We start from the raw sequence: 19863 nt of genomic DNA on the forward strand, positions 1-19863 counted from the left end.
TTCTGTGCGAAATTTGATTCTTGTAGGGCCGATGGGGGCTGGAAAAAGCACCATCGGCCGTTTGCTGGCCAAAGAGCTGCGCCTGCCGTTCAAAGATTCCGACAAGGAAATTGAATTGCGCACGGGTGCCAATATCCCATGGATCTTCGATAAAGAAGGCGAGCTGGGCTTTCGTGACCGCGAGCAGGCGATGATTGCCGAGCTGTGCGGCTGCGATGGCGTGGTATTGGCGACCGGCGGTGGCGCTGTCATGCGCGATGAAAACCGTCGGGCGCTGCATGCCGGTGGTCGAGTGGTGTATTTGCACGCGTCGGTCGAGCAGCAGGTGGGCCGTACCGCCCGTGATCGCAATCGCCCGTTGTTGCGCACTGCCGACCCGGCCAAAACCCTGCGTGACCTGCTGGCGCTGCGCGATCCGCTGTACCGGGAAATCGCCGATCTAGTGGTGGAAACCGATGAGCGGCCACCTCGGATGGTCGTGCTCGACATCCTCGAGCGCTTGCAACGGTTGCCACCCCGTTAAAGCCTGGCCCGAAATGCGCTATTCTCGGCGGCGCGCCATCACCCTGTAAGGTATGGCGTAGAGCCACTAGGCGGTGTCGAGATATCGACAGTGCCGGTCGTCAATACATCTTCAACGCGGGGACACATGCAGACACTTAAGGTCGATCTAGGCGAGCGCAGCTACCCGATCCACATTGGCGCAGGTCTGTTGGACCAGCCCGAACTGCTTGCGCCGCATATTGCCGGCCGACAGGTGGCGATCATCTCCAACGAAACGGTCGCGCCGCTGTATCTTGAGCGTTTGAGCCGCAGCCTGGCGGCGTACTCGGTGATCTCCGTGGTGTTGCCTGACGGCGAGGCCCACAAAAACTGGGAAACCCTGCAACTGATCTTTGATGGCCTGCTGACCGCACGCCATGACCGTCGAACCACTGTGGTCGCCCTGGGCGGCGGTGTGATTGGCGACATGGCCGGTTTTGCCGCGGCCTGCTACCAGCGCGGCGTGGATTTTATCCAGGTGCCGACCACCTTGCTGTCCCAGGTCGATTCGTCGGTGGGCGGCAAGACCGGTATCAACCACCCGCTGGGCAAGAACATGGTCGGCGCGTTCTATCAGCCCCAAGCTGTGCTGATCGACACTGCTACCCTCAACACCCTGCCACCGCGTGAGCTGTCGGCCGGCCTGGCGGAAGTCATCAAGTACGGGCTGATCTGCGATGAGCCGTTCCTGACCTGGCTGGAAGAGCACATGGACGCCTTGCGCGGCCTCGACCAGGTGGCGCTTACCGAGGCGATTTCCCGCTCATGCGCGGCCAAGGCGCTGGTAGTCAATGCCGACGAGCGCGAGTCCGGTGTGCGGGCCACACTGAACCTGGGCCACACCTTCGGCCATGCGATCGAAACGCACATGGGCTATGGTGTGTGGTTGCATGGGGAAGCCGTAGCGGCTGGCACGGTGATGGCATTGGACATGTCGCAGCGCCTGGGCTGGATCAGCGCCCAAGAGCGTGATCGCGGTATCCGCCTGTTCCAGCGCGCCGGTTTGCCGGTTATTCCGCCCACGGATATGACCGAGGCGGATTTCCTTGAACATATGGCGATAGACAAGAAAGTGATCGACGGTCGACTTCGACTGGTACTGCTGCGCCACATCGGCGAAGCCGTGGTGACCGACGATTATCCAAAAGAGATTCTACAGGCCACGCTGGGAGCGGATTACCGCGCCCTGGCCCAGCTCAAAGGTTAATAAGACCCGATGACTAGTTTGCATGCCGACGAGGCGTTCCTCGGCCATTACCACTTGAGCCACGACCCCTTTGCTCCACGGGTGCCGGGTTTCAAATTCTTCCCCGCCCAGCGCAAGCCGGTACTGGGGCAGTTGCATCACCTCGCGCGCTACAGCCAGTTGCTGCTGGTGGTCACCGGCCCTCTGGGCAGCGGCAAGACCTTGCTGCGCCAGGCGCTGGTGGCCAGCACCAACAAGCAATCGGTGCAGAGCGTGGTGGTATCGGCCCGCGGTGCCGGTGATGCGGCCGGCGTATTGCGCCAGGTAGCGCAGGCGTTGGACGTCTCCAATGCCGAGCCGAACGCGATTCTCAAGCAAGTGGTGCAGTTGGGCCTGACCGGCCAGGAAGTCTACCTGCTGGTAGATGACGCCGAGCAGCTCGACGAATCCGCCCTCGAAGCGCTGCTGGCGCTCGCGGCGGGCACGCCGGAAGGTCGCCCGCATGTGTTCCTGTTCGGTGAGTCGTCGCTGATCGCCGATCTGGAGCAGATCAGTGGTGAGCAGGAGCTGTTCCACGTCATCGAGTTGCAGCCGTACGAAGAGGAAGAAACCCGCGAATACCTGGCACAACGCCTTGAAGGCGCCGGGGCGGGTATCGAACTTTTCACCGCTGCGCAGATCTCTGATATTCACGAAAGCTCCGATGGCTGGCCTGGAAACATCAACCAGGTTGCCCGCGATGCGATGATCGAAGCCATGATTGCCAGCCGCTCTGCGGTCAAGCGTCCAAAGATGGGGTTCACTATGCCTAAGAAGCACGTATTGGCTATTTCCGCCGTTGTCGTGGTCGCTGTAGCCGCCGCCTGGTTGATCCCGGGTCGCAACAAGGCACCGACAACCACCGGCGCGCCAACTGAGCAGGCGCAGTTGCCATTGGGCAAGCCCACGCCAAACGTCGAATTTGCCAACTCCGGCCAACCGACCAACCTGCCGATGGTCGGCCAACCGGTGATGCGCGGCCCGCTGGCAGAAGAAGCCGGTGGCATCTCCGAAGGCGACGACGGAGTGCCGGTGGAAGGCTCCAGCGCCACGCCGCCGACTGTGACCACCACCGCGCCACCTGCGGGCGTACCGGCTGGCACGCCAGCCACTCCGGTAGCGCCAGTCACACCGGTAGCGCCAGCGGCCAAGCCAACGCCTGCGCCGACCGTTGCCACCGCCAAGCCGGCACCGGTAGCAAAACCAGCGCCGGCTCCAGCGCCAGCCGCCAAGCCTGCTGAAAAACCAGCCGCCACCGTGGCCAAGGCCGGTGCCGCCGGCAGCAGCTGGTACAGCAGCCAGCCTACCGGCAATTTCGTGGTGCAGATCCTCGGCACCAGCTCCGAAGCTAACGCCCAGGCGTTCGTCAAAGAGCAGGGCGGCCAGTACCGTTATTTCAAGAAAGTGCTCAACGGCAAGCCTCTCTACGTGATCACCTACGGCAGCTTCCCAAGCCGCGCCGCAGCCGATTCTGCTATCAAAGCCTTGCCAGCGAAGGTTCAGGCTGGTAAACCTTGGCCTCGCACTGTTGCCAGCGTTCAACAAGAACTGGCAGCAACTCGCTGAAGATCCGGCGGCCTTACCCAGGCCGCCCTCCCGGCACCTCAAAAAAATCCGCAAGTGCGTGCAGTCTTCCGAGACCGCGCGCTTTGTGGTGTCTGCGTCACAGTGGCTTTTGAGTCGTAGCGGTCAGAATTAAAAAAGTTTTGACTAGCACAGCATATCGCTTTAAACCTTTCATAAATGCGACATAGATTTGCGACATTTCGTCGCTAAATTTGTGAGCGTCTGTGTCGGTGTGTACAATGACCTCCCTTTTGCCCCCGCTAAGCCGGCGTACGTTCGGCGTGGAAGGTAACCGGTTGAATTGAAAAGAAATTTGCCTCGATATAAGAGGCAGCCTGGTGAGAAAGTGTCTATGAAAGCAGGTCTGTACCAACCCGATGAATTCAAGGATAACTGCGGTTTCGGCCTGATAGCCCACATGCAGGGCGAACCCAGTCATACCCTTTTGCAAACGGCCATCGAGGCCCTGACCTGCATGACCCACCGCGGTGGGATCAACGCCGACGGCAAGACCGGTGACGGCTGTGGCTTGCTGATTCAAAAGCCCGACCAGTTCCTGCGTGCTGTCGCCAAAGAGCAATTTGCGGTCGAACTGCCCAAGCAGTACGCCGTGGGCATGGTGTTTTTCAACCAGGACCCGGTAAAAGCCGAGGCCGCTCGCGAGAACATGAACCGCGAGATCGTTGCCGCCGGCCTGCAGATCGTCGGCTGGCGCAAAGTGCCCATCGACACCAGCGTACTCGGCCGTCTGGCCCTGGAGCGCCTGCCGCAGATCGAACAAGTGTTCATCGCAGGCGATGGCCTGAGCGACCAGGACATGGCGATCAAGCTGTTCACCTCCCGTCGTCGTTCGTCTGTGCTCAACGCCGCCGACACTGACCATTACATCTGCAGCTTTTCCCACAAGACCATCATTTATAAAGGCCTGATGATGCCGGCGGACCTCACCGCCTTCTATCCAGACCTGAGCGATGAGCGCCTGCAAACCGCAATCTGCGTGTTCCACCAGCGCTTCTCCACCAACACCTTGCCGAAATGGCCGCTGGCTCAGCCATTCCGCTTCCTCGCCCACAACGGCGAGATCAATACCATCACTGGCAACCGCAACTGGGCCCAGGCCCGTCGTACCAAGTTCGCCAACGATTTGATGGACCTCGAAGAGCTCGGCCCGCTGGTCAATCGCGTGGGTTCCGACTCCTCCAGCATGGACAACATGCTCGAACTGATGGTCACCGGCGGCATCGACCTGTTCCGTGGCGTGCGCATGATCATTCCGCCAGCGTGGCAGAACGTCGAGACCATGGACCCGGACCTGCGTGCGTTCTACGAGTACAACTCGATGCACATGGAACCGTGGGACGGCCCGGCCGGCGTGGTCATGACCGACGGCCGCTATGCGGTGTGCCTGCTCGACCGTAACGGCCTGCGCCCGGCGCGTTGGGTGACCACCACCAACGGTTTCATCACCCTCGCCTCGGAAATCGGCGTGTGGGACTACAAGCCTGAAGACGTGATTGCCAAAGGCCGTGTCGGCCCTGGCCAGATCCTGGCTGTGGACACCGAAACCGGACAGATCCTCGACACCGACGCCATCGACAACCGTTTGAAGTCGCGTCACCCGTACAAGCAATGGCTGCGCAAGAACGCCCTGCGCATCCAGGCGACCATGGAAGACAACGACCACGGTTCGGCTTTCTACGACATCGACCAGCTCAAGCAGTACATGAAGATGTATCAGGTCACGTTCGAAGAGCGCGACCAGGTGCTGCGCCCACTCGGTGAGCAAGGCTACGAAGCCGTAGGCTCCATGGGTGACGACACGCCAATGGCCGTGCTGTCCCAGCGCGTGCGCACGCCGTACGACTATTTCCGCCAGCAGTTCGCCCAGGTGACCAACCCACCGATCGACCCGCTGCGCGAAGCCATCGTGATGTCCCTGGAAGTGTGCCTCGGTGCCGAGCGCAACATCTTCCAGGAATCGCCTGAGCATGCGTCCCGCGTGATCCTCAGCTCGCCGGTCATTTCTCCGGCCAAATGGCGCTCGCTGATGACCCTGGAGCGTCCAGGCTTCGACCGCCAGATCATCGACCTGAACTACGACGAGAGCCTGGGCCTTGAAGCGGCTGTACGTAACGTTGCTGACCAGGCTGAAGAAGCCGTGCGCGCCGGCCGTACCCAGATCGTACTGACCGACCGCCACATCGCGCCGGGCAAGTTGCCGATCCACGCGTCCCTGGCGACCGGCGCGGTGCACCATCGCCTGACCGAAAAAGGCCTGCGCTGCGACTCCAATATCCTCGTGGAAACCGCCACCGCCCGCGACCCGCACCACTTTGCGGTGCTGATCGGTTTCGGCGCCTCGGCGGTGTACCCGTTCCTCGCGTACGAAGTGCTGGGTGACCTGATCCGTACCGGTGAAGTCCTGGGCGACCTCTATGAGGTGTTCAAGAACTACCGCAAGGGCATTACCAAGGGGCTGCTGAAGATCCTGTCGAAGATGGGCATCTCTACGGTCACCTCGTACCGTGGCGCTCAGTTGTTCGAAGCCATCGGCCTGTCCGAAGAAGTCTGCGAGCTGAGCTTCCGTGGCGTACCGAGCCGCATCAAGGGTGCGCGTTTCGTCGACATCGAAGCCGAGCAAAAAGCCCTGGCCTTGGAGGCCTGGAGCGCGCGCAAGCCGATCCAGCAAGGTGGCCTGCTCAAGTTCGTGCACGGTGGCGAATACCATGCCTACAACCCCGACGTGGTCAACACTCTGCAAGCCGCTGTACAGCAGGGTGACTACGCCAAGTTCAAGGAATACACGAGCCTGGTGGATAACCGCCCGGTGTCGATGATCCGCGACTTGTTCAAGGTGAAGACCCTGGACACGCCGATGGACATCAGCCAAGTCGAGCCGCTGGAATCGATCCTCAAGCGCTTCGACTCCGCCGGTATTTCCCTGGGCGCCTTGTCGCCGGAAGCTCACGAAGCCCTGGCCGAAGCCATGAACCGCCTGGGTGCGCGTTCCAACTCCGGCGAAGGCGGTGAAGACCCGGCGCGCTACGGCACGCTCAAAAGCTCGAAAATCAAGCAGGTGGCCACCGGCCGCTTTGGTGTGACCCCCGAGTACCTGGTCAACGCCGAAGTGCTGCAGATCAAGGTGGCCCAAGGCGCCAAGCCGGGTGAGGGTGGGCAACTGCCAGGCGGCAAAGTCAACGGCCTGATCGCCAAACTGCGTTACGCCGTACCGGGCGTGACCCTGATTTCGCCCCCGCCGCACCATGACATCTACTCGATTGAAGACTTGTCGCAGCTGATCTTCGACCTCAAACAAGTCAACCCTCAGGCCCTGGTCTCGGTGAAACTGGTCGCAGAAGCCGGCGTCGGCACCATTGCCGCCGGTGTGGCCAAGGCCTATGCCGACCTGATCACCATCTCCGGCTACGATGGCGGCACCGGCGCTTCGCCGCTGACCTCGATCAAGTACGCCGGTGCGCCGTGGGAACTCGGCCTGGCCGAAACCCACCAGACCCTGCGCGGCAACGATCTGCGCGGCAAGGTGCGAGTACAGACCGACGGCGGCCTGAAAACCGGCCTCGACGTGATCAAGGCCGCGATCCTCGGCGCCGAAAGCTTCGGCTTCGGCACCGCGCCAATGATCGCCCTGGGCTGCAAATACCTGCGCATCTGCCACCTGAACAACTGCGCTACCGGCGTAGCGACTCAGAACGAAAAACTGCGCAAGGATCACTACATCGGCACTGTCGACATGGTGGTGAATTTCTTCACCTACGTCGCCGAAGAAACCCGTGAGTGGCTGGCCAAATTGGGCGTGCGTTCGCTGGAAGAGCTGATCGGTCGCACCGACCTGTTGGACATCCTCGAAGGCCAGACCGCCAAGCAACAACATCTGGACCTCACCCCGCTGTTGGGCAGCGATCACATCCCGGCAGACAAGCCACAATTCTGCCAGGTGGACCGCAACCCACCGTTCGACAAAGGCTTGCTGGCCGAGAAAATGGTCGAAATGGCCGGCTCCTCGATCAACGACGCCAGCGGTGGCGAATTCGCGCTGGATATCTGCAACTGCGACCGTTCCATCGGTGCTCGCATTTCCGGTGAAATCGCGCGCAAGCACGGCAACCAGGGCATGGCGAAAGCGCCGATCACCTTCCGCTTCAAGGGCACTGCGGGCCAAAGCTTCGGCGTGTGGAACGCCGGCGGCCTGCACATGTACCTGGAAGGCGACGCCAACGACTACGTGGGCAAGGGCATGACCGGCGGCAAGCTGGTCATCGTCCCGCCGGCTGGCAGCGTGTACAAGACCCAGGACAGCGCCATCATCGGCAACACCTGCTTGTACGGCGCCACCGGTGGCAAGCTGTTTGCCGCAGGTACCGCCGGTGAGCGTTTCGCCGTGCGTAACTCCGGTGCCCACACCGTGGTGGAAGGTACTGGCGATCACTGCTGCGAGTACATGACCGGAGGCTTTGTCGCGGTACTGGGCAAGACCGGTTACAACTTCGGTTCGGGCATGACCGGCGGTTTCGCCTACGTGCTCGACCAGGACAACACCTTCGTCGACAAGGTCAACCACGAGTTGGTCGAGATCCAGCGCATCAGCGGCGAAGCCATGGAGTCCTACCGGAACCACTTGCAGCACGTGCTGGACGAGTACGTCGAGGAAACCGGCAGCGAATGGGGTCGTAACCTCGCCGAAAACCTCGATGATTACCTGCGTCGTTTCTGGCTGGTCAAGCCCAAGGCTGCCAACCTGAAATCGTTGCTTTCCAGCATCCGTGCCAACCCGCAGTGATATGCGCCTGAACAGTTTGATGAGGTTTTAACATGGCTGAACGTCTGAATAACGACTTCCAGTTCATCGATGTCGGGCGCAAAGATCCGAAGAAGAAACTGTTGCGTCAACGCAAGAAAGAGTTCGTGGAAATCTACGAACCCTTCAAACCCCAGCACTCGGCCGACCAGGCCCATCGCTGCCTGGGTTGCGGTAACCCGTATTGCGAATGGAAGTGCCCGGTGCACAACTTCATTCCCAACTGGCTCAAGCTGGTGGCCGAGGGCAACATCCTCGCCGCCGCCGAGCTGTCTCACCAGACCAATACCCTGCCGGAAGTCTGCGGCCGGGTGTGTCCGCAAGACCGGCTGTGTGAAGGGGCCTGCACCCTCAACGACGGCTTCGGCGCGGTGACCATCGGTTCGGTGGAGAAGTACATCACCGACACCGCGTTCGCCATGGGCTGGCGCCCGGACATGTCCAAGGTCAAGCCGACCGGCAAGCGCGTCGCGATCATCGGCGCAGGCCCTGCTGGCCTGGGGTGTGCCGACGTGCTGGTGCGTGGCGGCGTGACCCCGGTGGTGTTCGACAAGAACCCGGAAATCGGTGGCTTGCTGACCTTCGGCATTCCCGAGTTCAAGCTGGAAAAAACCGTACTGAGCCACCGTCGTGAAGTGTTCACCGGCATGGGTATCGAGTTCCGTCTCAATACCGAAATCGGCAAAGACATCACCATGGAGCAACTGCTCGCCGAATACGATGCGGTGTTCATGGGCATGGGCACCTACACCTACATGAAGGGCGGCTTTGCCGGTGAGGACTTGCCAGGCGTGTATGACGCGCTCGACTTCCTGATCGCCAACGTCAACCGCAACCTGGGCTTTGAAAAGTCGCCGGAAGATTTCGTCGATATGAAGGGCAAGAAGGTCGTGGTGCTGGGCGGTGGCGACACCGCGATGGACTGCAACCGCACCTCGATCCGCCAGGGCGCCAAGTCGGTGACCTGCGCGTATCGCCGTGACGAAGCCAACATGCCCGGCTCGCGCAAAGAGGTGAAGAACGCCAAGGAAGAAGGCGTGAAATTCCTCTACAACCGCCAGCCGATCGCCATCGTCGGTGAAGACCGCGTCGAAGGTGTGAAGGTGGTCGAGACCCGTCTCGGCGAGCCGGATGCCCGTGGCCGTCGCAGCCCCGAGCCGATCCCGGGTTCCGAAGAAATCATCCCGGCTGACGCCGTGGTCATCGCCTTCGGTTTCCGCCCAAGCCCGGCACCGTGGTTCGAGCAGTTCGAGATCCAGACCGACAGCCAGGGCCGCGTCGTCGCCCCGGAGCAAGGCCAGTACAAGCACCAGACCAGCAACCCGAAGATCTTCGCCGGTGGCGACATGGTGCGCGGGTCGGACCTGGTGGTCACCGCGATCTTCGAAGGCCGTAACGCCGCCGAAGGCATCCTGGACTACCTCCAAGTCTGATGATCATTCCCACGCTCCGCGTGGGAATGCCGCCAGGGACGCTCCGCGTCCCGAACAGCATGACGCGGAGCGTCACAGGAGGCGTTCCCACGCGGAGCGTGGGAACGATCCTGCGGCGGCATTGCCGCGACAAATTGACCCGATAGACAAAAGGCACGGTGCATTCCGTGCCTTTTGCGTCGCGCTCTGAGAAAATGCCCGCACTTTTTTTGCGGATGCCGACATGACTGCCCTCAAGAACGACCGTTTCCTTCGTGCCCTGCTCAAGCAACCCGTAGACGTCACCCCGGTGTGGATGATGCGTCAAGCCGGTCGCTACCTGCCGGAATACCGCGCCAGTCGCGCCAATGCGGGCGATTTCATGAGCCTGTGCATGAATCCTGCGTTCGCCTGCGAAGTCACGATGCAGCCGCTGGACCGCTACCCACAACTGGACGCGGCCATCCTCTTCTCCGATATCCTCACCATCCCCGACGCCATGGGCCAAGGCCTGTACTTCGAAACCGGCGAAGGCCCGCGCTTCAAGAAAGTCGTCAGCACCCTGGCCGATATCGAAGCCCTGCCGATCCCTGATCCACACAAAGACCTGGGCTACGTGATGGACGCCGTGAGCACCATCCGCCGCGAGCTTAACGGCCGTGTGCCGCTGATCGGCTTTTCTGGCAGCCCATGGACCCTGGCCACCTACATGGTCGAAGGCGGCTCGTCGAAAGACTTCCGCAAGACCAAGGCCATGCTCTACGACAACCCGCAAGCCATGCACCTGTTGCTGGACAAGCTGGCGCAGTCGGTCACCTCCTACCTCAACGGCCAGATCATGGCGGGCGCCCAAGCGGTACAGATTTTCGACACCTGGGGCGGCAACCTGTCGGCGGCGGCGTACCAGGAGTTCTCCCTGGCCTACATGCGCAAGATCGTCAGCGGCCTGATCCGCGAACACGAAGGCCGTAAAGTGCCGGTGATCATGTTCACCAAGGGCGGCGGCCTGTGGCTGGAAAGCATCGCCGATGCGGGCGCCGATGCACTGGGCCTGGACTGGACCTGTGACCTCGGCGAAGCGCGCCGTCGCGTCGGCAACCAGGTGGCCCTGCAAGGCAACATGGACCCGACCGTGCTGTACGCCAAGCCAGAAGCGATCCGTACCGAAGTAGGTCGCATCCTGGCCAGCTACGGCAAAGGCACCGGCCATGTGTTCAACCTCGGCCATGGCATCACCCCGGAAGTGAACCCGGAGCATGCGGGTGCGTTCTTGCGCGCAGTGCACGAACTGTCGGCGCAGTATCACGAATGACGAAAAAGCCCGGCTTGAAGCCGGGCTTTTTCATGGGTAAACACAAAACAAATGTGGGAGCGGGCTTGCTCGCGAATGCGCAGTGTCAGTCGACAAATTCGTCACTAGACCACCGCATTCGCGAGCAAGCCCGCTCCCACATAAAGCCAATCGCGTCAGGTCTGCATATTTCCCAGTGGCGGCAACTTCGCCAGCTTCAACGCCACCAGCAACGCGCCAATCAGCAGCGCGACGATAAACCCGCCAATCCCATTCCACCCGGCAAAGTGCCAGAAAAACCCTCCCGCCGTCCCGGCAATACTCGATCCCACGTAATAGCAGAACAGATACAGCGACGACGCTTGCCCCTTGGCTTTCACCGCACGGCGCCCGATCCAGCTGCTGGCGACCGAGTGGGCGCCGAAAAAGCCGAAGGTGAAGATCAGCATGCCCGGCACCACCAACCACAGCGGGGTGAACAGTGTCAGCGCCATGCCGGCGAGCATCAGCACGATGGTGGCCCACAGCACTCGGCGGCGGCCGAGGCGGTCGGCCAGGGAGCCGATCTTGGCCGAGCTGTAGATGCCCGACAGGTACACCACTGACAACAGGCCAACCACCGCCTGGCTCAGCTCATAGGGCGAGGCCAGCAGGCGATAGCCGATGTAGTTGAACATCGTCACGAAGGCGCCCATCAGCAGGAAGGCTTCAAGGAACAGCCACGGCAGGCCGGCGTCCTTGAAGTGCATGACGAAGCCGTCGACCAGGTTGCGCGGCTTGAGGCTGCTGGCGCGGAAGTTGCGCGACTCGGGGAGGATCCTCCAGAACACTGTGGCGGCGATCAATGCCAGGGCACCGATGATCAGCATTGCGGTGTGCCAGCTGACGAAGTCGATCAACACGCCGATGATCAGGCGCCCGCTCATGCCGCCAATCGCGTTGCCACCGATGTACAAACCCATGGCCAGGCCAATGTGTTGTGGGTGGATCTCTTCGCTCAGGTAGGTCATGGCCACGGCGGCCAGGCCGCTCAAGGACAGGCCCACCAGTGCGCGCATCAACAGGATGCCCTCCCAGCTCGGCATCAGGCCGCTGGCGATGGTGGCCAGCGCCGCACAGAACAACGCGGCAACCATCACCGGCTTGCGCCCCAGCCTGTCGGATATCGGCCCGGTGATCAGCAGGCCGCAGGCGAGCATCGCGGTGGCGACGGATAGAATCAGGCTGCTCTGCGCGGCATTGATGGAAAACTCGTGGGACAGCGCCGGCATCATCGGCTGCACGCAATACAACAGCGCAAAGGTGGCGAACCCGCCGGAGAACAGCGCCAGCACGGTGCGCATGAACATCGGCGTGCCTTTTTCGATGTACGCGTCGTTGAGCTGCGCCACTACGTCATCAAGGGCTGAGGGCGAGGTGTGTTGGGCAAGTGGGGCAACAGCAGGATTCACGGGGGACCTCGGGGAGGAAAGTCTGCCAGGACTGACAATACGAAAAAGAATATAGCTGGCTAATGATTCTTTCCAATATATTGTTCGACCTGTTTGATAGCTTTTACGACCTAATGAGGCTTGCATGGAATTTCGCCATTTGCGCTACTTCATCGCCGTTGCCGAAGAGCTGCACTTCGGCCGCGCCGCGCAGGTGCTGGGCATCTCGCAGCCGCCCCTGAGCCAGCAGATACAGGCGCTGGAACACGAGCTGGGCGCACGCTTGTTCGAGCGTACCAATCGTCGGGTCGAGCTGAGCGAGGCCGGGCGCTTGTTCTTGCAAGAGGCACGGCTGGTGCTGGCCCAGGTCGACAAGGCGGCAGATGTGGCGCGGCGTGCGCAGTTGGGGGAACTGGGTGAATTGAAGATCGGCTTTACCTCGTCTGCGCCGTTCAACGCCAGCATTCCCCAGGCGATCTTTGCCTTCCGCCAGGCATTCCCGGCGGTGCATCTGAACCTGCAAGAAATGAGCAGCACCCAAGTGGCCGAGTCGCTGGTGGACGAGTCGATTCAGGTTGGGTTGATGCGGCCTTTGCCCTTGCCCGACTCACTGAACGTGATCGAGTTGATGCGCGAGCCATTAGTCGCGGTACTGAGCGCCGGCCACCCATTGGCCCACGGCAGCGAGCGCGGCTTGCATCTGGAGCAATTGGCCGAGGAGCCTTTTGTGTTCTTCCCGCGCAGTTACGGCAGCGGCTTGTACGCGCAGTTGCTCAACCTGGCCCGCGACGCCGGGTTCAGCCCGCACTTTGCCCAGGAAGCAGGGGAAGCAATGACCATCATCGGCCTGGTGGCGGCGGGGTTGGGGGTGTCGGTGTTGCCGGCGTCTTACCAGCGCATCCGCATTGACGGCGTGGTCTATCGCACCTTGCTCGATCCGCAGGCGGTGACGGCGGTGTGGCTGGTGCAGCGCAAGGGCGCGCAAACGCCAATGGCGAAAGGGTTTGTGGAGTTGTTGACGCGTAAGGCCGCTCAATAACCTGTGGCAAGGGAGCAAGCTCCCTCGCCACAAGGGGGTCAGTTTTGGGGCGAAGTATTTGCTTCATTCACGCTGTAAGTACGCAACCCCGCCAGAATATCCCGATCCAGCATGCTCACCCAGCGGTTGTAGTTGCGATGGATCTTACCGTCCTTGTAGCCCAGGTCGCGGCTGTCGCGGTAGGTGATGGCGTAGCTGTTGCGGGTGTAGCGGATGTCGATGGCGGCGTAGAACTGGCCGCGCACGGTGATCTCGGCCTGCACCAGTTGTGGGCTCAGGCGTTGTACCGTCCACTCGCGTTTTTGCAGGGCGGCGACGATCACTTGCTTCATTTTTTCTTCGCTGACCTGGCTTGTGGCCGGTAACTCATGCTGGGTGTTGAGCACGGGTTTGCTGGTGCAGCCAGCCGTGGTCAGCAGGGCCAGGGTGATCAGGGCAGCGCGTAGCAGGGAAGACATTCCGTTTTCTCCAATCGATTAAAAAGTCAGGCCCAGCGGCGGAAGATCAACGAGGTGTTGACCCCGCCGAAGGCAAAGTTGTTGTTCATCACGTAGTCGTTGTGCATCTGGCGAAAGCCACCTTGCAGGTAGTCCAGCTCGCCGCATTGCGGGTCGACCGCGTCCAGGTTGAAGGTGTGCACGTACTGGTCGCGGTTCATCATCTCGATGCTGAACCACGATTCCAACGCCCCGCACGCGCCCAAGGTGTGCCCCAGGAAACTTTTCTGCGAACTGATCGGCATACGGCTGCCAAACAGGCTGCTGGTGGCCAGGGTTTCGGCGATGTCGCCCTGATCGGTAGCCGTGCCATGGCCGTTCACGTAGCCGATGGCGGACGGTTCAAGACCTGCGTCTTCCAGGGCCAGCTCCATGGCGCGGCGCATGGTTTTCTGTTCCGGGCGGGTGGTGTGCTGGCCGTCGGCGTTGCTGCCGAAGCCGACCAGCTCCGCATGAATATGCGCGCCTCGCGCGAGTGCGTGTTCCAACTCTTCGAGCACCAACATGCCGCCACCTTCACCGATCACCAGGCCGTCGCGGCCGCTGTCGTAGGGACGAGGGCTGGTTTGCGGCGCATCGTTTTTCAGGCTGGTGGCGTACAGCGCATCAAACACCATGGCTTCGGTGGGGCACAGTTCTTCTGCGCCGCCCGCAAGCATCAACGGCAGGCGCCCGAACTTGATTGCCTCATAGGCGTAGCCGATGCCCTGGCTGCCGCTGGTGCAGGCGCTGGAGGTAGGAATCAGCCGGCCCGTGAGGCCAAAGAAGATGCTGATATTTGCCGCCGTGGTGTGCGGCATCATGCGCACATAGGAGTTGGCATTGAGCCCCTCGGCCACCGAGTTGAGCAGCATATTGCCGAACGCCTTGATCTCATCGGTGCTGCCGGTGGACGAGCCACAGGCCACGCCCATGCGCCCGTCCTTGATCGACTCGTCACCCAGCAAGCCGGCGTCCCGCAACGCCTGCTCCGCCGCCCACACCGCCAGGCGCGAGACGCGGCCCATGCTGCGCAGTTGCTTGCGCGTCCAGTGCGCGGGCACGACGAAATCATCGATAGGGCCGGCCAGGCGCGTGTTCAGTTCGGTGAAACGGTCCCACTCATCCATGCGCCGAATGCCGCTGCGGTTGGCGCGAAAGTTCGCGGCGATGGTGTCCCAGTCGCTGCCCAGGGAGGTCACGCCGGCCATGCCGGTGACGACAACGCGCTTCATCAGCACAGGCCCCCGTTCACGGCCAGCACCTGGCGCGTGATGTAGCCGGCTTCGGCCGACATCAGGAAGTTCACGGCGCCAGCGACTTCTTCCGGCGTGCCCATGCGTTGGGCCGGGATCATTTTCATCAGTTCTTCTACCGGCACGTTTTCATCCAGCATCGCGGTGTCGATCAGGCCCGGCGCCACGCAGTTGACGGTGATCTTGCGCTTGCCCAATTCAATGGCCAGCGCCTTGGCCGCACCGATCAAGCCGGCTTTGGAGGCGCTGTAGTTGACCTGGCCGCGGTTGCCGATCAGCCCGGACACCGAGGTGATACACACGATACGCCCGGCGGCGCGGCGCCGAATCATCGGCATCATCACCGGGTGCAGCACGTTGTAGAAACCATCCAGGTTGGTGCGCATCACCACATCCCAATCGTCTTCCGACAGCGCAGGAAAGGCGCCGTCGCGGGTCAGGCCGGCATTGAGCACCACGCCGTAATAGGCGCCATGCTGCTCCACATCGGCCTCAAGGATCTCTTTGCACGCAGCGCGATCCGCCACGTCGAACTGCAGCACGCGTGCCTCGCGCCCCAGGGCTTGGACCTCGAGCTGTACCGCGTCGGCTTCGGCACGGCCGCTGCGGCAATGCAGCACGATGTCATGGCCGGCCTGGGCCAGGCGCAGGGCAATGGCGCGGCCGATACCACGGCTGGAGCCGGTGACCAGTACGGATTCAGTCATGGCGTTTCGTCCTTCGATTCATCTAAATAGTTGGCCGCCTGGGGCGGTCGAAATACGTTCAAGCGCGCGCTGGCCTGGATACCGTCGCCGGTGAGGTGGCATTCGAACACGCCCATGCCGTTGTCGTCTTCCAGGGAGCGCAGGCCGTGGATATTCAGCTCGAGGCCGGCCGGAAAGTGCTCCACGTTGCACTCGAACTTACGTGTGCCCAACAGGAAACCGAGTTCCACGGCCTTGCCTTGCTGGCGTGCATGGCAACCGGCATAGGCGGCGACGCTTTGCGCCATCAGCTCGATGCCGACCCAGGCGGGCAGGCTACCGTCAGCACGGTTGAACAGGCCGCCGGGCTTGATGGTGACGCGGGTGTGGATCTGCTCTTCATCGAACGACAGCACCTGGTCGATCAGGATCATGTCGCCCGCGTGGGGCAGCAGTTCGGCAAGTGGCCAATCGATCATGGGGCCTCTGCGATTATCAGGCTGACATTGTTACCGCCGAAGGCAAACGAGTTGCTCATCAGGCAGGGTTTTTTCAAGCTGTCGCCGCTGCGCGCCCATTGCAACGCGGGCAGCGCCGGGTCGGGGTGGCCGTCCCATACGTGGGGTGGCAGCAGGCGATGGGTCAGGCTCAGCCAGCAGAACGCGGCTTCCAGGGCCCCGGCAGCGCCGAGGGTGTGGCCGGTCATGGGCTTGGTCGATGAGCAGGCGACGCCGCCGGGAAACAGGCTGGCGACCGCCAGGCTTTCCATGGCGTCGTTGTGTTGGGTTGCGGTGCCGTGCAGGTTCAGGTAGCCGATCTGCTCGGGCGAAAGCTTTGCACTGGCCAGGGCCTTGCGCATGGCCAGCAACGCGCCCTTGCCGCTGGGCTCGGGCGCAGAGATATGGTGCGCGTCGCAACTGGCGCCGCTGCCCAGCAAGGCGATAGGGGCCGGCTCGCGGCTCATCAGGAACAGCACCGCCGCTTCACCGATATTGATGCCGTTGCGGTTCACCGAGAACGGATTACAGCGCTCGGCAGACACGGCTTCCAGCGCGGTAAACCCGTTCAGTGTCAGCTTGCACAGGCTGTCCACGCCGCCGCAGATCACCGCATCGCACACCCCCAGGTCCAACAGGCGCTGGGCGCTCATCAATGCTCGGGCGCTGGAGGTGCAGGCGGTGGAAATCACATAGGCCGGGCCGCTCACGTTCAACCAGTCAGCGAGGAAGTTGGCCGGGGCGCTGAGTTCCTGTTGCTGGTAATCGTAGTCGGCGGGGAACTGCGTGTTTTGCAGGTAATGGGCAATGCCACGGCTGGCTTCGTCAATGCCCGAGGTGCTGGTGCCGAGCACAACCCCGACCCGGCCAGGGCCGTAGGTTTGGATGGCCTGACGAATCTGATCTTCAATTTGCAGCGCCGCTTCCAACAGCAACTGGTTATTGCGACTGCTTTGCTGGGCCAGCTCAGGGGGCAGGCTCGCCAGTTCGCCGTGTACGGCGGCCACCGGCACGACGCGCTCCGGCACCCAGCCGCTTTCGGCACGCATGCCCGAGCAGTCGCCGGCAAACAGCTTGCGGCTGACTTGCGCCTGGCCACGGCCAAGGGCGCAGATCACGCCAAGGGCATTGAGGTAGGCGGTCATCGGCTCATACCCAGCGGGGTGATGCGGTAACTCAATGGCGGGTCGGCTATGTTCACAGTGAACACCTCCGAAGACTGATAGACGATCTGCCAGTGGCCCGGCAGCGTGCGCGTCAGGTCCATGGCCTGCGCAGTGGGATACAACGCCGGTACGTCACCGGGCGCGGTCAGGGCAAACAGCAGCGCGGCAAATAGCGTGCGCGCCTGGGGGTTGGGCGGCAGCAAGCCGTCTGCCTGCCACTGCCCATCAAGCAGTTTTTGCCGGGCCAGGGGAATGCCCAGCGGGTCCATCATCGACCAGCGAATCGCGCGGCCTTCGCGCTGGATCACCAGCAGCCAGTCCTGGCTCTGGCTGTCCGCCAGGCGCTGCACATGCAATTGCATCGGCAAGGCCAGGGCCGGCATTTTTTCCGGCAGCGGCGCCTGGCTGGCACAGGCACCGAGCAGCAACAGGCAACTTATCAACAGCAGGCGCATCATGGGACCGCATTCTCCACAGGTTTACGCGCTACGCAGTTGACCAGGGTTTCCTCGCGCTGGCCCACAGGCGGTGCCTTGCGCAGGCCCCAGCGTTCCAGCAGGCCGAAGTCACTGGAACGGCTCCACCACAAGTAAGGGTACGAAATGTTCTGAGCATCGAATTCAAAGCCCTGCTCGCGCAGCATCTCCAAGTACTCGTCGGCGCTCTTTTGCACATGCATCGGGTGGCGGAACAGCCAGCGAATCACCCAGGTGTCGATGTAAGCTTCGGTGGATTCGGCAAACAGCAGATAGCCGCCCGGCTTGAGCACCCGATAGAACTCCTTGAGTGCGCGATGTTGTTCCACCAGATGATGGAAGGTCTGGTGGCAGAACAGGATATCGACGCTGGCATCCGCTAGGTTGAGGGTTGCGCAGTCGCTGCCGATCAGCTCGACGTCCAGGCCCAGCCGCGCGGCTTCTTCGCGGCTCAGTGCCAGGCTGTGAGGGTCCGCATCCAGGCCGATCAGGCGCGAAGGCGCAAATACCTGATGCAGCAACTGGAAGGATTTGCCTTGGCCGCAACCGGCATCCAGCAACACCGGCGCCACCGGCAGCGGCTCGCTGAACAGGCTGCGCAGGTCATTGATCGCCACGCGCAACACGTGATGCTGCCAGGTATGGCTGCGCAGGAACCAGAAACCGAACTTGGTTTCTTCGACGTAGTTTTGACTCAGGTAGTTTTTTTCGACGCCCGGGCTGCTCATACCGCTTCACTCGCACAAATATCCGACAACATCCGCAAGCGCCGTTTCGGCTCGCTGACAAACGGGTTACGTTCATCCCAGGCGTAACCGGCCAGGATAGAGCTGATCATGCGGCGAATCTCCGGTGAACTGCCAGGATGGAAAATCACGTCCTGGAACGTGCCCGCATACCAACCCTCGACGTAGCAACGGAAGGTATCGACACCGCGCTTGAGCGGTTCGGCGAACTCGGTTTGCCAGTCCACCGTTTCGCCGCTCAATTGGCGGTGCAGCACCCCTGCGGCCATGCTCGCCGAACGCATGGCAATGGTCACGCCGGAAGAGAACACCGGGTCGAGGAATTCGGCCGCATTGCCTAGTAGCGCAAAGCCTGGGCCGTGCAGGGTTTTGACGTTGGCCGAGTAGCCGCCGATGGTGCGCGCCGGGGTGTCCCAGACGGCATTTTGCAGCACGCCGGACAGGCTTGGGGTTTGCTCGATAAAGTCGCGCAGGCAGGCGTCGAGGTCGCTGTCGGCACCCTCGAAATGCTCCTTGGCCGCAACCACGCCCACCGAACAACGGCCATTACTGAACGGGATGGTCCAGAACCAGATATCGCGCTGGGTCGGGTGAGTGGTCACCAGGATTTTGCTGCGGTCAAAGCCTGGGTGTTCGATACGGTCCTCGACGTGGGTGAATACGGCCTGGCGCAGCGGGAAATTCGACGGTGCTTCCAGGTCCAGCAGGCGTGGCAACACACGGCCATAGCCACTGGCATCGAGCACGAACCTGGCCTTGAGGTGGTACTCGCTGCCATTCTGGCGGCGCACATGCAAATACCGGCTCTCGGCAGAAAAATCCACGCCGACAATGGTTTGGCCATAGCGGATTTCCACGCCTTGCAGTGCCGCCTGGTCGGCCAGCAATTTGTCGAACTCGCCGCGCTGCACCTGGAAGGTGGTGGGCTTGCCGTTGCTGAAGGTGTCGCTGAAATCAAAGGCACTGTAGCGCTCGCCCCAGGCGAAGGCCGCGCCGGTTTTTACCTGGAAGCCTGCAGCTTGCACAGCGTCGAGCATGCCGGCTTCTTCGATAAAGTCGATGCAGTGCGACAGCAGGCTTTCGCCAATCGAGAAACGCGGGAAATGCTCGCGCTCGATGATCAATACATCATGCCCTTTGCGCTTTAACAGCGCGGCCGCGATGGCACCGGAAGGCCCGGCACCGATCACCACCACCTGGCGACGTTCCATTTCAACTGTGGGCACGAGGGCTCCTTG

General features: G+C 61.9%; 16 protein-coding genes. 7 read left to right on the top strand and 9 right to left on the bottom strand.

The annotated features are described in order from the left end of the window. The first annotated feature begins 4 nt into the window (after window positions 1–4). From aroK to hemE, 6 genes are all read left to right on the top strand, one after another. Entirely contained in the window at window positions 5–523 is a 519-nt protein-coding gene (gene aroK, locus JMV15_RS12925) for a shikimate kinase AroK (protein WP_003187914.1), read from the top strand. A gap of 126 nt (window positions 524–649) precedes the next feature. Further along, window positions 650–1750: a 3-dehydroquinate synthase gene (gene aroB / locus JMV15_RS12930; protein ID WP_014716582.1), complete on the top strand. Its 1101-nt coding sequence runs from the start codon at window positions 650–652 to the stop codon at window positions 1748–1750. A gap of 9 nt (window positions 1751–1759) precedes the next feature. Continuing rightward, complete coding sequence (locus JMV15_RS12935) at window positions 1760–3334, top strand: SPOR domain-containing protein (protein WP_014716583.1); 1575 nt, start codon at window positions 1760–1762, stop codon at window positions 3332–3334. Window positions 3335–3686: 352 nt separating this feature from the next. Further along, the gene (gene gltB / locus JMV15_RS12940; protein WP_019818335.1) at window positions 3687–8132 is read left to right on the top strand and encodes a glutamate synthase large subunit; all 4446 of its coding nucleotides are present in this window, start codon (window positions 3687–3689) and stop codon (window positions 8130–8132) included. 32 nt (window positions 8133–8164) lie between these two features. Beyond that, window positions 8165–9583 (top strand): FAD-dependent oxidoreductase, encoded by a 1419-nt coding sequence (locus tag JMV15_RS12945; protein ID WP_003187920.1) that lies wholly within the window; start codon window positions 8165–8167, stop codon window positions 9581–9583. A gap of 223 nt (window positions 9584–9806) precedes the next feature. Further along, window positions 9807–10874, top strand: a complete 1068-nt coding sequence (hemE, locus tag JMV15_RS12950) for a uroporphyrinogen decarboxylase (protein ID WP_038448562.1) — start codon at window positions 9807–9809, stop codon at window positions 10872–10874. A 155-nt stretch (window positions 10875–11029) separates the two neighbouring features. Here hemE and JMV15_RS12955 read toward each other — a convergent pair whose 3' ends face one another. Beyond that, on the bottom strand, window positions 11030–12244 hold the full coding sequence (locus JMV15_RS12955) for an MFS transporter (protein WP_044482889.1): 1215 nt from the start codon (window positions 12242–12244) through the stop codon (window positions 11030–11032). Window positions 12245–12428: 184 nt separating this feature from the next. On the opposite strand from JMV15_RS12955, the gene JMV15_RS12960 reads away from it, so the two are divergent. After that, the gene (locus tag JMV15_RS12960; RefSeq protein ID WP_014716587.1) at window positions 12429–13322 is read left to right on the top strand and encodes a LysR family transcriptional regulator; all 894 of its coding nucleotides are present in this window, start codon (window positions 12429–12431) and stop codon (window positions 13320–13322) included. 38 nt (window positions 13323–13360) lie between these two features. On the opposite strand, the gene JMV15_RS12965 is transcribed toward JMV15_RS12960, so the two are convergent. Genes JMV15_RS12965 through JMV15_RS13000 form a run of 8 tightly spaced genes read right to left on the bottom strand, consistent with a single transcriptional unit; the run spans window position 13361 to window position 19851 of the window. After that, window positions 13361–13780, bottom strand: a complete 420-nt coding sequence (locus JMV15_RS12965; RefSeq protein ID WP_020301670.1) for a hypothetical protein — start codon at window positions 13778–13780, stop codon at window positions 13361–13363. A gap of 26 nt (window positions 13781–13806) precedes the next feature. After that, a complete protein-coding gene (locus JMV15_RS12970) occupies window positions 13807–15033 on the bottom strand; it encodes a beta-ketoacyl-ACP synthase (RefSeq protein WP_014716588.1) in 1227 nt (408 codons plus the stop codon). Beyond that, a complete protein-coding gene (fabG, locus tag JMV15_RS12975; RefSeq protein ID WP_014716589.1) occupies window positions 15033–15761 on the bottom strand; it encodes a 3-oxoacyl-ACP reductase FabG in 729 nt (242 codons plus the stop codon). The genes JMV15_RS12970 and fabG overlap by 1 nt, the downstream gene beginning before the upstream one ends. After that, window positions 15758–16219, bottom strand: a complete 462-nt coding sequence (locus JMV15_RS12980; protein ID WP_020301669.1) for a hotdog family protein — start codon at window positions 16217–16219, stop codon at window positions 15758–15760. The genes fabG and JMV15_RS12980 overlap by 4 nt, the downstream gene beginning before the upstream one ends. Next, complete coding sequence (locus JMV15_RS12985) at window positions 16216–17382, bottom strand: beta-ketoacyl-[acyl-carrier-protein] synthase family protein (RefSeq protein ID WP_038448567.1); 1167 nt, start codon at window positions 17380–17382, stop codon at window positions 16216–16218. The genes JMV15_RS12980 and JMV15_RS12985 overlap by 4 nt, the downstream gene beginning before the upstream one ends. Next, window positions 17379–17861, bottom strand: a complete 483-nt coding sequence (locus JMV15_RS12990; protein WP_038448569.1) for a hypothetical protein — start codon at window positions 17859–17861, stop codon at window positions 17379–17381. Before JMV15_RS12990 ends, JMV15_RS12985 begins: the two co-directional genes overlap by 4 nt. Then, entirely contained in the window at window positions 17858–18607 is a 750-nt protein-coding gene (locus JMV15_RS12995; protein WP_038448570.1) for a class I SAM-dependent methyltransferase, read from the bottom strand. Before JMV15_RS12995 ends, JMV15_RS12990 begins: the two co-directional genes overlap by 4 nt. Beyond that, window positions 18604–19851, bottom strand: coding sequence for an NAD(P)/FAD-dependent oxidoreductase (locus tag JMV15_RS13000; protein ID WP_038448572.1), 1248 nt, complete (start codon window positions 19849–19851; stop codon window positions 18604–18606). Before JMV15_RS13000 ends, JMV15_RS12995 begins: the two co-directional genes overlap by 4 nt. Between the last annotated feature and the right edge of the window lie 12 nt (window positions 19852–19863).

The organism is Pseudomonas paracarnis (assembly GCF_904063055.1).
Classification (GTDB): domain Bacteria; phylum Pseudomonadota; class Gammaproteobacteria; order Pseudomonadales; family Pseudomonadaceae; genus Aquipseudomonas; species Aquipseudomonas paracarnis.